Annotated in this window: 11 protein-coding genes and 1 pseudogene; 10 read left to right on the forward strand and 2 right to left on the reverse strand. The window is 47.4% G+C overall.

The genetic code is table 11. The features are described from left to right. Positions 1-3: 3 nt before the first annotated feature. The 6 genes from lgt (at position 4) to nifJ (ending at position 9,619) form a co-directional block, all read left to right on the forward strand. Positions 4-1,242, forward strand: a complete 1,239-nt coding sequence (lgt, locus tag BMY75_RS02305) for a prolipoprotein diacylglyceryl transferase (protein ID WP_074829198.1) — start codon at positions 4-6, stop codon at positions 1,240-1,242. A gap of 24 nt (positions 1,243-1,266) precedes the next feature. After that, positions 1,267-2,559 (forward strand): hypothetical protein, encoded by a 1,293-nt coding sequence (locus tag BMY75_RS02310; protein WP_074829205.1) that lies wholly within the window; start codon positions 1,267-1,269, stop codon positions 2,557-2,559. Positions 2,560-2,653: 94 nt separating this feature from the next. Beyond that, positions 2,654-3,505, forward strand: a complete 852-nt coding sequence (folD, locus tag BMY75_RS02315; protein WP_074829206.1) for a bifunctional methylenetetrahydrofolate dehydrogenase/methenyltetrahydrofolate cyclohydrolase FolD — start codon at positions 2,654-2,656, stop codon at positions 3,503-3,505. A gap of 288 nt (positions 3,506-3,793) precedes the next feature. Then, on the forward strand, positions 3,794-4,801 hold the full coding sequence (locus BMY75_RS02320) for a glycoside hydrolase family 130 protein (protein WP_074829207.1): 1,008 nt from the start codon (positions 3,794-3,796) through the stop codon (positions 4,799-4,801). Between the two features lie 155 nt (positions 4,802-4,956). After that, positions 4,957-5,718 carry a SecDF P1 head subdomain-containing protein gene (locus BMY75_RS02325; protein ID WP_074829210.1) on the forward strand — a complete coding sequence of 254 codons (762 nt, stop codon included), beginning with the start codon at positions 4,957-4,959 and terminating at the stop codon, positions 5,716-5,718. 328 nt (positions 5,719-6,046) lie between these two features. Continuing rightward, on the forward strand, positions 6,047-9,619 hold the full coding sequence (gene nifJ / locus BMY75_RS02330) for a pyruvate:ferredoxin (flavodoxin) oxidoreductase (protein WP_074829211.1): 3,573 nt from the start codon (positions 6,047-6,049) through the stop codon (positions 9,617-9,619). A gap of 381 nt (positions 9,620-10,000) precedes the next feature. On the opposite strand, the gene BMY75_RS02335 is transcribed toward nifJ, so the two are convergent. Then, complete coding sequence (locus BMY75_RS02335) at positions 10,001-10,393, reverse strand: hypothetical protein (RefSeq protein WP_242940148.1); 393 nt, start codon at positions 10,391-10,393, stop codon at positions 10,001-10,003. Positions 10,394-10,417: 24 nt separating this feature from the next. Continuing rightward, a pseudogene (locus BMY75_RS18690) lies at positions 10,418-10,603 on the reverse strand (helix-turn-helix transcriptional regulator); the annotation flags it as partial. An 827-nt stretch (positions 10,604-11,430) separates the two neighbouring features. On the opposite strand from BMY75_RS18690, the gene rpsJ reads away from it, so the two are divergent. The 4 genes from rpsJ to rplW all read left to right on the forward strand — a co-directional run bounded on the left by rpsJ (position 11,431) and on the right by rplW (position 13,411). Continuing rightward, on the forward strand, positions 11,431-11,745 hold the full coding sequence (gene rpsJ / locus BMY75_RS02340; RefSeq protein ID WP_013496799.1) for a 30S ribosomal protein S10: 315 nt from the start codon (positions 11,431-11,433) through the stop codon (positions 11,743-11,745). Between the two features lie 96 nt (positions 11,746-11,841). Further along, positions 11,842-12,480 carry a 50S ribosomal protein L3 gene (gene rplC, locus BMY75_RS02345; RefSeq protein WP_074829213.1) on the forward strand — a complete coding sequence of 213 codons (639 nt, stop codon included), beginning with the start codon at positions 11,842-11,844 and terminating at the stop codon, positions 12,478-12,480. 17 nt (positions 12,481-12,497) lie between these two features. Continuing rightward, the gene (gene rplD / locus BMY75_RS02350; protein ID WP_074829214.1) at positions 12,498-13,121 is read left to right on the forward strand and encodes a 50S ribosomal protein L4; all 624 of its coding nucleotides are present in this window, start codon (positions 12,498-12,500) and stop codon (positions 13,119-13,121) included. Next, the gene (rplW, locus tag BMY75_RS02355; protein ID WP_024858068.1) at positions 13,121-13,411 is read left to right on the forward strand and encodes a 50S ribosomal protein L23; all 291 of its coding nucleotides are present in this window, start codon (positions 13,121-13,123) and stop codon (positions 13,409-13,411) included. Before rplD ends, rplW begins: the two co-directional genes overlap by 1 nt. Positions 13,412-13,621: the final 210 nt, after the last annotated feature.

The following is a 13,621-nucleotide window of genomic DNA, read 5'->3' on the forward strand; positions in this document are numbered from 1 at the left end:
GAAATGAACATGAATGTTATGACTGCACTTTGCACCCTTGCAGAGGACACTGCAGCGGTCAGGGAAAAACTCAAGGCGAATCCCGACAAGGTATACTTTCCGAAATTCGGAAACACGAACAATATATTAAGAGAGGGCATATCCATCGACAGGGCAGCATTTACTGTACCCGGTCTGAATTTTACGGTGTACTGGTACGGTCTGCTGATAGGTGTGGGCATACTTCTCGCGATGATATACGGCTACAAGAAGATGCGCCCCTGCGGCATTGACCCCGATAGAGCCACAGACGGTGTTATCGGCGGCGTTATCGGCGCACTTGTCGGTCTCAGACTTTACTATGTAATATTCAACACCGAGGGTATAACCTTAAAGGATTTCTTTAATTTCCGTGACGGCGGTCTGGGAATATACGGCGGTCTTATTGGTGCGATACTTGTGGGCGGAAGCATCATCAAGATCAAAAAGATAAGGCTTTCGGCTATGCTGGACGTTACAGCGCCATGTTTCCTGATAGGGCAGTGCGTAGGCAGATGGGGCAATTTCTTTAATCAGGAGTGCTTCGGTGTGAACACCGACAAGCCCTGGGGTATGCTTTCATGGAGTACTGCACGTTTCCTTTCAGACCATTTAGACTCTCTCCCCGATGCTGACGCATTTGCACCCGTACATCCCTGTTTTCTGTATGAGAGCCTGTGGTGTCTGGTCGGATTCATACTGCTGCATCTGTACTTCAAGCACCGTAAGTTCGACGGCGAGATATTTATAATGTATGCAGGCTGGTATGGTCTGGGAAGATTCTTCATAGAGGGTCTGCGTACCGATTCGCTGTATCTGGGACATATCAGAGTTTCTCAGCTGGTGGCTGGCACATGCGTTATAGCTTCTATAATACTTTGGATAGTTTTCAGAAGCATCACAAAGCGTTCCGGCAATTACAAGTTCTTCTACGAGACTGAGGTTTCAAAGGCTCAGCTGCATGAATATTCAACCTATGAGGATATGCAGAAAGAGAAGAAAGAGCTGAAAAAGAAGATAGCTGAGGCTAAGCACAAGGGCGAGAGCTTTGTGGAGCTTGAAAAGGAATACGAGAAAAAGTTCGGCAAGGACGCGCTGAAAGCTCAGAAGCAGGCGCTTAAAGATGCTGCCGAAAAGGATAAGACAGAAGTTCCCGACGATGGTTACAAGTCCATACTTGCTGATGACGATGAAGAGGAAAAGAAGGACAGCAGCGAGGATTGATACGGCTGATACAAGGAGATATCAATGAAAAGAACTGTCATATGGGTAGCGTTGCTGGCACTGGTTATAAGTGCTACGGGCTGCGGAAAAATAAGCGGCGGTAAAGAAAGCTCGGCAAAGGAAAAGAACGAAAGCAGTACTGTGGAAAACTTTGCGGAGAGCGGGTCTGACAGCGAAGCTGAAAGTTTAGCTGAGAGCAAGGCAGAAAATGGCAGCAGGAAGAAAAAGCCTGCCCATGCCGAGATAGGCGCTAACGGTGCTAAGGCTGTTACCGATGTTCTGCTGATACCCCATGAGGAGATAGATATATCGCGTAAAGTCGATTTCGCCGATATGTACGGCAGACACGTACTTCATACAGGCGTTGTTGGTCTTGTGGGTGCGCCTGTTGAGGTGAACTTTGATACAGCGGAAGTCAAGGGCGGTCAGCTGGTGTTTGTGTATGACCCGAATGAGCTGAAAGGTGTTCGTCCCGATGCGCTGATGTTCATGTGGTACGATGAGGATAACGACAACTATGTTGAGCTTGAGGACGGCGTGCTGAATACTGACAACTGCTCCATGTCTATAAACATCGACAAGCCCGGAGTTTATCTGCTGGTGAACAAATACCAGTGGTATAACGCATGGGGCGCTAAGCTTGATGATAACGGATTGGCGAGCGGGTATGACCCTACTTCGGGACCGATATCCTCAGAGGTATGGGAAATGAATGAAAATACCGGGGATATCCTTAAACTGAAAGATGATGATTACATAGCTAAGTCCCGCAAGGAAGATGGGTACGCATATGAGTTCTTCGTATCTACCCCAGAAGAGCTTGCAAGTGCGGTTTTCGTAAACAACTGCGCTGACCCGCGACCAGATAGCATCTCTATAAATATATTGAATGATATAGACCTTGATGGCTATGAGTGGGCACCGATGGGCTGGTACACAGCGGGTATTGATTTCGACTTTACGGGCATTATCTACGGCGGCGGACATACTATTAAAAATATGCATATCAGTGACGGATATCATGTGGGATTTATAGGCTATGCCACAGACTGCACGGTAGGTGCGTTGAACTTTGAAAATGCGTACGTCAGCGGAAGAGATGTTGGAATACTGGCGGGATATCCTAGAAACTGCTTCTTTGCTGACTGCAGTGTTCAGGGAGAGACGGATGGTTACATGGATGTTGGCACGATGATAGGTGATGACCAGAGCAATATCATAAATAACTGCAAGGCTGATGTGACGGTATGCGGAAAGCAGGTTACGGACTATCTGTCATTTACTGATATGAAAGAGGCAGATCCGGGAACGGAATGATTTCTATAAAATATTGAGCATGAGAAACCTGCGTGAACGGTGCTTATGCTTGATACAAAGTTTAGAGAAATACTATTTACAGGAGGAAAAGCAAATGGCAAACATTATTGACGGCAAGGCAGTATCCGCAAGGGTAAAGGAAGAGATAAGGCAGGAGGTCGAGGGACTGAAAGCCAAGGGCGTTGAGATAGGTCTGGCGGTAGTTATCGTCGGCGATGACCCTGCATCTCAGGTATATGTAAAGAACAAGGAGAAGGCCTGCGAGGCAGTGGGATTCAACTCATTCAAGTATGCACTTCCCGCGGAGACCACTGAGGAAGAACTGCTGGCACTGGTTGACAAGCTCAACAAGGACGACAAAGTCGATGGTATACTTGTACAGCTTCCTCTGCCCAAGCACCTTGACGACAAGATCATCATAAACAATATCCGTCCCGATAAGGACGTTGACGCTTTCCACCCTGTAAATGTGGGCAAGATAATGATAGGCGATTACAGCTTCCTGCCCTGCACACCAGCGGGCGTTATGGAGCTGATAAAGTCAACAGGTACAGAAGTTGCAGGCAAGGAGTGCGTTGTTATCGGCAGAAGCAATATCGTGGGCAAACCCCAGGCTATGCTGCTGCTGCACGAGAACGGCACAGTTACCATAACACACTCGAAGACCAAGAACCTCAAAGAAGTATGCGCAAGGGCTGACATACTTGTTGCGGCTGTGGGCAGGGCTAAGATGGTAACTGCTGACTATATCAAAGAGGGCGCAGTAGTTATCGATGTTGGCATGAACCGTGACGAGAACGGCAAGCTGTGCGGAGATGTTGATTTTGAGGACTGCAAGGAGAAGGCAGGATACATCACACCTGTCCCCGGCGGTGTTGGACCTATGACCATAGCTATGCTGATGAAGAATACACTGACAGCGGGTAAGGAGCATCACGGAGTATAAGGCAAACAAAACCTGCGAGAACTGCCAAGGAAGAGAGCTTTTGGTCAAGCTTGACCAAAAGCTCTCCTCTTTGGCAGTATCCGCAGGCACATTTGTAAACATTCTATTAACTTTTCGGAAGTATACGTTTTCATTCAGAGGTAATCGTTTCCCAACAGGGTCGGGGGGGTTGCAAAATCTGCGGCAATTGTGTATAATGTTTTCAAACAGCTGACACAAGTGTTTAAATGACAACAAGCTGTATCGGCAAGAGTATATTCAGACTGAAAATGAAAGGCGGAAATTATTATGAAGACACAGATTATCAACGGTGTATCACTTCCCAACATCCCCTGGCAGGATAAGCCCGCAGATTGCAAGGACGTTATTTGGAGATATGACGCTAACCCCATTATCCCCAGAGATCAGCTGCCTACTTCTAACTCGATATTCAACAGCGCTGTCGTTCCCTTTGAGAGCGAGAGAGGTAAGTTCGCAGGCGTTTTCCGTGTGGACGACAAGGCTAGAAACATGGAGCTTCACGCAGGATTCTCCAAGGACGGTATCCACTGGGATATCGAGCCTGACAGAATAGTTTTCGAGCAGGCTGACAAGTCTACCGAGGAAGCTAACCAGTGGGGCTACGGCTACGACCCCAGAGTATGCTTCATCGAGGACAGATTCTGGGTTACCTGGTGCAACGCTTACGGCTGGAAGCCTACTATCGGTGTGGCTTACACCTACGATTTCAAGACATTCTATCAGTGCGAGAACGCTTTCCTGCCTTTTAACAGAAACGGCGTTCTGTTCCCCAGAAAGATCAACGGCAAGTACGTTATGTTCTCCAGACCCTCTGACAGCGGTCACACACCTTTCGGCGATATGTATATTTCACAGTCTCCTGATATGAAGTACTGGGGCGAGCACAGACACGTTATGGGACCCCTGAAGGCTTGGGAATCCAAGAAGATCGGCGCAGGTCCTATCCCGATAGAGACCAGTGAGGGCTGGCTGTGCTTCTATCACGGTGTACTGGAGAGCTGCAACGGCTTTGTTTACAGCTTCTCGGCTTGTATACTTGACAAGGACGAGCCCTGGAAGGTGAAGTACAGATGCGCTGAGTATCTGCTGAGCCCCCAGAAGATATACGAGTGCGTAGGCGACGTTCAGAACGTTACATTCCCATGCGCTACCCTCGTTGATGCTGACACAGGCAGGATAGCTATCTACTACGGCTGCGCTGATACCTGCGTAAGCATGGCATTCACAACTGTTGATGATGTTGTTGACTATGTAAAGAGCCATTCTTCGGTTTGATTTGACAGTTTTTAAATGAGGATCCCCCGCTCGGGTGAGCGGGGGATTTTTTTTGTATGAATTTGATTATTGACAACAATTGTTTACGGTGATATAATTATATTCGGAACGATATTATTGTTCCGAATAATATGAGAAAAACGGAGAGTAACAAAATGAAAAAACTGATATTACTGGCAAGCCTTGCACTTATCCTGACGGGTTGTGCTAACGGCAAAACTGAAAGCAAAAAAGAAAGCAGTGAAAGTTCTGCTGAAACAACTGCGGCTTCTGTTAAGAATGAGGCAGCGGAAGAAGAATCAGCTGTAGAAGAGGCAGAAAAGGTCGAGTATAACAGCAGTATCACTTATACCTGCGAAAATGCGGCTGATGATGCCCAGCTGGATACGATAGCCGATGTTCTCGACAAACGCTTTGATTCGATGTTTAGCGAGCAGGAGCACTATATCGAAAAGGACTATGCAAACAAGGAGATAAAGCTGGAGTTCGATAATACTGATGGTATGGAAGACTTCGTTAAGTTATCGCCTCTTGAAAACAAGGTGGAATTCATAAAGGGCAAGGAAAAATCAGGCGAAGTCGTGCTCACTAATAATAACATCAAAAGCTGTGAAAATAGGCAGTACATGGATTATAGTGATGACAGTACATACTGGGTGATCGCTATGGAATTTGATGAAGAGGGCACGCAGATATTTGCAGATGCGACAATGGAACTGTCAGAAAATAAAAATACCATCTCAATATGGCTGGACGATGAGCTGTTAGCGGCACCGACGGTAATTGAGTCTATCATGGACGGCAAATGTCAGATCTCGGGAGATTATGATGAGGAGAGGTCTGCTGAGCTGGCTAAGAAGATAGCCATGAAGCCCCTGCCATTTGGTATCGCGGTGAAAGAATCCGAGCTTAATTAAATAGTATCTGACGGGAGGACAGCTTCGGGGCTGTCCTCCTTTTATATAGTAAGGGGCATATCAGATAATTACAGGAGAATGTCTGTGGGTCAAGCGCGGTTAGAGTATACTAACCAAATTGCACAAATCTTACCTGTTAAAATTTTCACGCATGGGGCAAAAAAACGGAAAAAGGTCTTTACAAACAGTAAAAAACGTGTTATACTATAAGAGTTAACGCGTATACGTTTTGTTAGTTATGCCAGAATCTATACGCTGACCTTTGAGAGAACGTACTTTTTCTCAAATCATATCGGGCTGTCCGCCCGTAGAAAGGATGATCGTTTAAATGGCAAGAAAAATGAAAACCATGGACGGTAACAACGCTGCTGCTTGGGCTTCCTATCCCTTTACAGAAGTTGCTGCTATCTACCCCATCACTCCCTCCTCTGTTATGGCTGAGGTTACAGACCAGTGGTCTGCTAAGGGTCAGAAGAACCTGTTCGGTACTCCCGTAAAGGTTGCTGAGATGCAGTCCGAGGCAGGTGCTTCCGGTACTGTACACGGTTCACTGAGTGCAGGTGCTCTTACTACCACCTACACCGCTTCTCAGGGTCTGCTGCTGATGATCCCCAATATGTACAAGATCGCCGGCGAGCTTCTTCCCTGCGTTATCCACGTTTCCGCAAGATGCGTAGCTTCCCACGCTCTGAACATCTTCGGTGACCACTCCGACGTATATGCGTGCCGTCAGACAGGTTTCGCTATGCTGTGCTCCTCCAACGTACAGGAGGTTATGGATCTGGGTACAGTTGCTCACCTCTCTACAATCGAGAGCAGAGTTCCTTTCCTGCACTTCTTCGACGGTTTCCGTACCTCTCACGAGATACAGAAGATCGAAACATGGGATATCGAAGATGTAAGAGAGATGACCAACTTCGAGAAGATCGAGGAATTCAGAAAGAATGCTCTGAATCCTGAGCATCCTATCCTCAAGGGTACTGCACAGAACCCTGATATCTTCTTCCAGGCAAGAGAAGCTTGCAATCCTTACTATGATGCTGTTCCCGGTATCGTTGAGGATTATATGGCTAAGGTAAATGCTAAGATCGGTACAGATTACAAGCTCTTCAACTACTACGGTGCTCCCGATGCAACTCACGTAATCGTTGCTATGGGTTCTGTATGTGATACCATCGAAGAGACAATCGATTACCTGAACGCTAACGAGGGCACAAAGCTGGGTCTTGTTAAGGTTAGACTTTACAGACCTTTCGCAGCTGACAGACTGGTTGCTGCTCTGCCTTCTACTGTTGAGCAGATCTCTGTTCTCGACAGAACCAAGGAGCCCGGTTCTCTGGGTGAGCCTCTGTATCTGGACGTTGTTGCTGCACTGAAGGGCACACAGTTCCACTCTGTACCCGTTGCAAGCGGCAGATACGGTCTGGGTTCAAAGGATACAACTCCTGACCAGATCAAGGCTGTTTACTGGAACGCTCACTGGAAAGACACATTCAAGCCTAGATTCACACTGGGTATCAATGATGACGTTACTAATCTCTCTCTCGAGAGCGAGGGCAAGCTGGATTCCGCTCCTGCAGGCACAACAGCTTGTAAGTTCTGGGGTCTGGGCGCTGACGGTACTGTTGGTGCTAACAAGAACTCCATCAAGATCATAGGTGACCACACTGACCTGTTCGCACAGGCTTACTTCGCATATGACTCCAAGAAGTCCGGCGGTGTTACAGTATCTCACCTGAGATTCGGTAAGACTCCTATCAAGTCTACTTACCTCATCAACCAGGCTGATTTCGTAGCTTGCCACAATGAGTCCTACATCACCAAGTACAACATGGTTCAGGACATCAAGCCCGGCGGAACATTCCTGCTGAACTGCCAGTGGGACGAGAAGGATCTCGACAAGCACCTCCCCGGTCAGGTTAAGAGATACATCGCTGAGAACAACATCAAGTTCTACATCATCAACGGCGTTAAGATCGGTAAGGAGATCGGTCTGGGCAACAGGATCAACACTGTACTCCAGTCTGCATTCTTCAAGCTTTCCGGCATCATTCCTATGGAAGACGCTATCAAGTACATGAAGGACGCTGCTACCGCTTCTTACTCCAAGAAGGGTGAAGCTATCGTTAAGATGAACCACGACGCTATCGACGCAGGCTGCCAGCAGGTAGTTGAGGTCAAGGTTCCTGCAGCTTGGAAGAAGGCTAAGGATACCGCTATGGGCGTTAAGGCTGTTAAGTGCGCTAACAAGACCCTCCAGGATTTCGTAAACAACATCCAGATCCCCTGCAACGCTCAGGAAGGCGACAAGCTGCCTGTTTCCACATTCGTTGACATGGCTGACGGTGTATTCCCTCAGGGTTCTGCTGCCTTCGAGAAGAGAGGCATCGCTGTTGACGTTCCCGCTTGGGATGGTGCAAATTGTATCCAGTGTAACTTCTGCTCATATGTATGTCCTCATGCAGTAATCAGACCCTGCATCATGACAGATGACGAGCTGAAGAAGGCTCCTAAGCTGGCACAGGATAAGGCTGTTCCCGTAACAGGTATGCCCGGATACAACTTCGTAATGACTATGTCTGCTCTGGACTGCACAGGCTGCGGTTCTTGCGTAAACGTATGTCCCGGCAAGAAGGGCAACAAGGCTCTGAACATGATGCCTCTGGAGAGCCAGCTGGCTGAGCAGGAAGTATTCAACTATGCTCTGACACTTGCTGATAAGCCCGAGGTATTCGAGAAGTTCAAGGAGACCACAGTTAAGGGCTCACAGTTCAAGCAGCCTCTGCTTGAATTCTCCGGCGCTTGCGCAGGCTGCGGTGAGACTCCTTACGCTAAGCTCATCACACAGCTCTTCGGTGACAGAATGTACATCGCTAACGCAACAGGATGCTCCTCCATCTGGGGTGGTTCCGCTCCTTCGACTCCTTACACCACCAACAAGGAAGGCAAGGGTCCTGCTTGGGCTAACTCCCTGTTCGAGGATAATGCTGAGTACGGTTACGGTATGTTCCTGGCTCAGTCCACCATCAGAAACAGAACTATCGCTAAGGTTCTGGAGCTCTCAAAGACAACCAAGGCTGCTGCTGTAAAGGAAGCTGCTGAGGCTTACCTGAGCACTGTTGATGACGGCGCTGCTAACAAGGCTGCTACTGCAAACCTGGTTGCTGCTCTGAAGAAGGCTAAGACCAAGGCTGCTGACGAGATCCTGAAGGATGCTGATTACCTGGCTAAGAAGTCCCTGTGGATCTTCGGCGGCGACGGTTGGGCATACGATATCGGTTTCTCCGGTGTTGACCACGTTCTGGCTTCCGGTGAGGACGTAAACATCTTCGTATTCGATACCGAGGTTTACTCCAACACAGGCGGACAGTCCTCCAAGTCCACTCCTACCGGTGCTATCGCACAGTTCGCTGCAGCTGGTAAGGAAGTTAAGAAGAAGGATCTGGCTGGTATAGCTATGTCTTACGGTTACGTTTATGTTGCACACATCGCTATGGGTGCTGACATGAACCAGTGCCTGAAGGCTATCCACGAGGCTGAGAGCTATCATGGTCCTTCCATCATCATCGGTTATGCTCCTTGTATCAACCACGGTATCAAGGGCGGCATGAAGATTGCTCAGACCGAGGAGAAGAAGGCTGTTCAGGCTGGTTACTGGCATCTGTACAGATATGATCCTCGTCTGAAGGCTGAAGGCAAGAATCCTTTCATCTTGGATTCCAAGGCTCCTTCTGCTGATTACAGAGAGTTCATCATGGGCGAAGTTCGTTACAACGCACTCGCTAGACAGAACCCTGAGAGAGCTGAGAAGCTGTTCGCTAAGGCTGAGCAGAATGCTAAGGATAGATATGACTATCTGATGAGATATGCTAAGCTCTACAACACCGCTGATGAAAAGTAATTTTCATAAGTAAATAATTACCGCCGCACTCCGTATTGGGTGCGGCGGTTTTTGCTGTATCAAGATCGGGCTGTGTATTGCTGCAAATAATAATTTACCATATGGACTGCGGATTTTACTGGGGAAAACCTTTCTGAAGAAAGGTTATTCCCCAGACCCCTTTCCAAAGACTTCTATTTCTTTTTGGCAGGGGGCAGCTATCTTTAAAAAGTTCACCTAGTACGGTCACTAACTGCACTTTCAAGAAATATCTGCCCCCTGCCAAAAAGAGTTAAAAGTTTTCGGGGAGGAGTTTGAGGAGGACCCTTTTTTAAAAGGGCCTTCCTCAATAAGTTCCGCAGTTCGTAGGATAAATTATCGTTTATAGCAATGCATAGCCTGTCAGATGAGCATTTTGATAAGATGGATAGCGGTCACGATGATGCTGATGCAGGATATCACGAGTGCGACTATCATTCCGCGGCGGTTTGATTTGCGTATCTCTAGCTCTTTTGCTTTTTCGATGTCGTCGAGAGTTTCGCCGTTTATGAATGCGAGTATCTCACGCTGGGTCTGGATATCGTGTTCGGATTTGATAGCTTCCATTTTATGGAATGACATAAAAGTGAACACTGAAAGAGCTCCTGCCAGCAGGCTGCCAAACACCATGCCGACAGTACCGAAGTTTTCGTAAATTGGAGTAACAACAGCCATCAGCAGGATCAGACCGATGACGCCGCACCACTGGGCACGTTTGTATGTGGCGGCATCTTTGTTCTGGATAGTGTTTTTCATAGTTTCAACATCTCCTTTTATAAGTTCATCGAGGGACACGCCGAAGAGGTCGCTGAGGATAAGCAGACTGTGAACATCGGGGTAATTCTTTTCGGTCTCCCAATTCGAGATCGTCTGTCGGCTGACATAGGCTTTCTCGGCGAGAGTTTCCTGTGACCAGCCCTTTTCTGTGCGCAGTCTTTTTATAGTTTTGCTGAGTTCAATTCGGATGCCCTCCTTTCCTTTGGTGTGTACTTATCATAACAGATGCAGGTGCTAATTTCTACCAAAACCGCTTGACACCGCGTAAAATCGGGCGTCAAAAGTGTTTGACAGAGTTTTTTTCTAAGTATATGATATAGTATCGTGGCGGATATGTCAAGGGTGAATATAAAATTCATTTTTGATGTAAAAAAAATACATTCCGAGGAAGTATACTATTATAATAGTGCATCAGATTAGTGAGAGAAACGGTGTTTTGAATGATTGTAAGAAATGTATAAAAAACTGTGATTTGCGGAGCAAAATTTCTACACACAAAAAGCGCATAAATTTCGTCAAAACCCTTGCAAAATAGGGAAACGTAGTGTATAATAATACTTGCGTGACTGCACAGTGTATCTAAAATGGATACACAAATGATATGCGATGAAACGGAAGGTTGCTGACAGTAGGTCAGGTAATTTCCGTGGAGTATGTCCGATTTTAAACCGGGCGGCTGTAATACCGAGCACTGTATGTGTTATGCTTCTTGCGAGGGAGCTGTGGGATATCCTGCGCTCTTTTAGCTTAATGCATGACCTTGTGCCTGTTTTTCGGTCCGGGAGCCTGCTTGCAGGTCTCGGGATTTTTTATAAGATAAGCAGGGAACACACGGTAGAGTGTAGATTGAGAAAAATATCTCACAGGTACTACGGATAGTCTTACAAGCCTGTCAATTGCACAAGTGATTGAGCATTTGACAAAATGAAAAGTCGATCGTTTGTGCAATTGACTGAGGCTTGGTCAAAGACTTGCCCCTAAAACAATTTTTATATTGCTGTAAGGAGGCGATTTAAGTGGCAGTCAATGAAAAGATGAGGATCAAGATCAAGGGCTATGAGCACGCTGTAGTTGACAGCGCAGCTGCAAAGATCGTTGAGGCGGTTAAGCGTTCAGGCGCACAGGTTTCCGGACCTATCCCGCTGCCTACCAACAAAGAGGTAGTAACGATCCTGAGAGCTGTTCATAAGTACAAGGACAGCCGTGAGCAGTTCGAGCTGAGAACTCACAAGAGACTCATAGATGTTATCAGACCCACCAAGGAGACGATATCTACTCTTGAGAACCTTGAGCTTCCCGCCGGCGTAAACATCGTTATGGAGGTCAAGTAATCTCCAAATGAGACCGACCCATATGGGTCTCAAAAAACGAGGTTTTAGCAGGTCATGTCGGTAGATACCGACCAATAACCATAAGGAGGAAAAATCATGCAGAAGGGAATCATCGGTAAGAAGATCGGTATGACACAGATCTTCGATGAAGCAGGAAAGATCGTTCCTGTAACAGTTGTTGAAGCAGGTCCCTGCGTAGTTGTTCAGAAGAAGACCGTTGAGAATGACGGTTACGAGGCTGTACAGCTGGGTTATGGCGAGATCAGAGCCAAGAGAGTAAACAAGCCTCTCCAGGGTCACTTCAAGAAGGCTGACGTTGCAATGAAGAGAACTCTTAAGGAGTTCAGACTGGCTGATATCTCAGCTATCAACGTTGGCGACATCGTAAAAGCAGACGTTTTCGCTGAGGGTGACGTTGTTGATGTCAGCGGCACCAGCAAGGGTCACGGTTTCAGCGGCACTATCAAGCGTCACAACGGCCACAGACTTAAGGAAACTCACGGTACAGGTCCTGTACACAGACACGCAGGTTCCTACGGCGCTTGCTCCGATCCTTCAAGGATCTACAAGGGCAAGAAGATGCCTGGTCAGTACGGTAACGTAAAGGTAACTGTTCAGAATCTGACAGTTGTCAAGGTTGACGCAGAAAATAATCTTATCGCTATCAAGGGCGCTATCCCCGGTCCTAAGAACGGAACAGTGACCATCTGCGACAGCGTTAAGAAGAAGGCTTAGTGGAAGGAGGAGTTAATATGTCAAAAATCGCAGTAGTTGATATGACAGGCAACAAGGTAGCTGACACTGAGCTGAAGGATGCTATATTCGGCATCGAGCCTAACAAGGCACTTATGCACGCAATGGTAGTGAATTACCTGGCTAACCAGAGACAGGGCACACAGTCCACCCTCACCAGAACTGAGGTACAGGGCGGCGGTAGAAAGCCTTGGAGACAGAAGGGTACCGGTCACGCAAGACAGGGCTCCATCAGAGCTCCTCAGTGGGTACACGGCGGTATCGCTCTTGGTCCTAAGCCCAGAGATTACAGCTATTCGCTGAATAAAAAGGAGAGAAGACTTGCTATGAAGTCTGCTTTCTCCACTAAGGTCATCGACAACAACCTCATCGTTGTTAACGAGATCGAGACCAAGGAGTATAAGACCAAGGTTATGGTCGATATGCTCAAGGCTATCGGCGCTGAGGGCAAGGCTCTCATCGTAACTGCTGATGTTGATGCAAAGGTAGTTAAGAGCGCTGCAAACATTCCCGGTGTCAAGACAGCTACCGTAAACACACTGAACGTTTACGATATCCTGAACTACGATAAGTTCATCGTATCTTCGGAGGCTGTAAAGAAGATCGAGGAGGTATACGCTTAATGAAAAATGCTCACGATATTATCATAAAGCCTATCATCACCGAGGACTCTATGGACAGACTCGCTGATAACAAGTACACCTTCCAGGTTGCTAAGGACGCTAACAAGATCGAGATCGCTAAGGCTATCGAAGAGATCTTTGATGTTAAGGTTGCTAAGGTAAACACCATCAGCGTTAAGGGCAAAGAGAAGAGAATGGGCAGATACACAGGTTTCCGCCCTGACTGGAAAAAGGCTATCGTTACTCTTGAGGGCGAAAAGACCATCGAATTCTTCGACGGTATGTACTAATTTCCCCTGAAACGAACGGCAGGTGAGAACCTGTCGGGAGACTTCGGAAAAGCTCATATTCAAGAGTTCCCGCGGGACTCCGTAAACACCGAGGATAACGCGGAAAGGCTTTGCGAGGCGGCGAGGACCGCTTTTGATACCACCGCAAAGCGTAGGTATGGAAGGGTGCTTGGCTATAAAGCTTTGACCTTTTCGCAAAACCATATTAAG

The organism is Hominimerdicola alba, from assembly GCF_900109655.1.
In the GTDB taxonomy this organism is placed as follows: Bacteria; Bacillota; Clostridia; order Oscillospirales; family Ruminococcaceae; genus Hominimerdicola; species Hominimerdicola alba_B.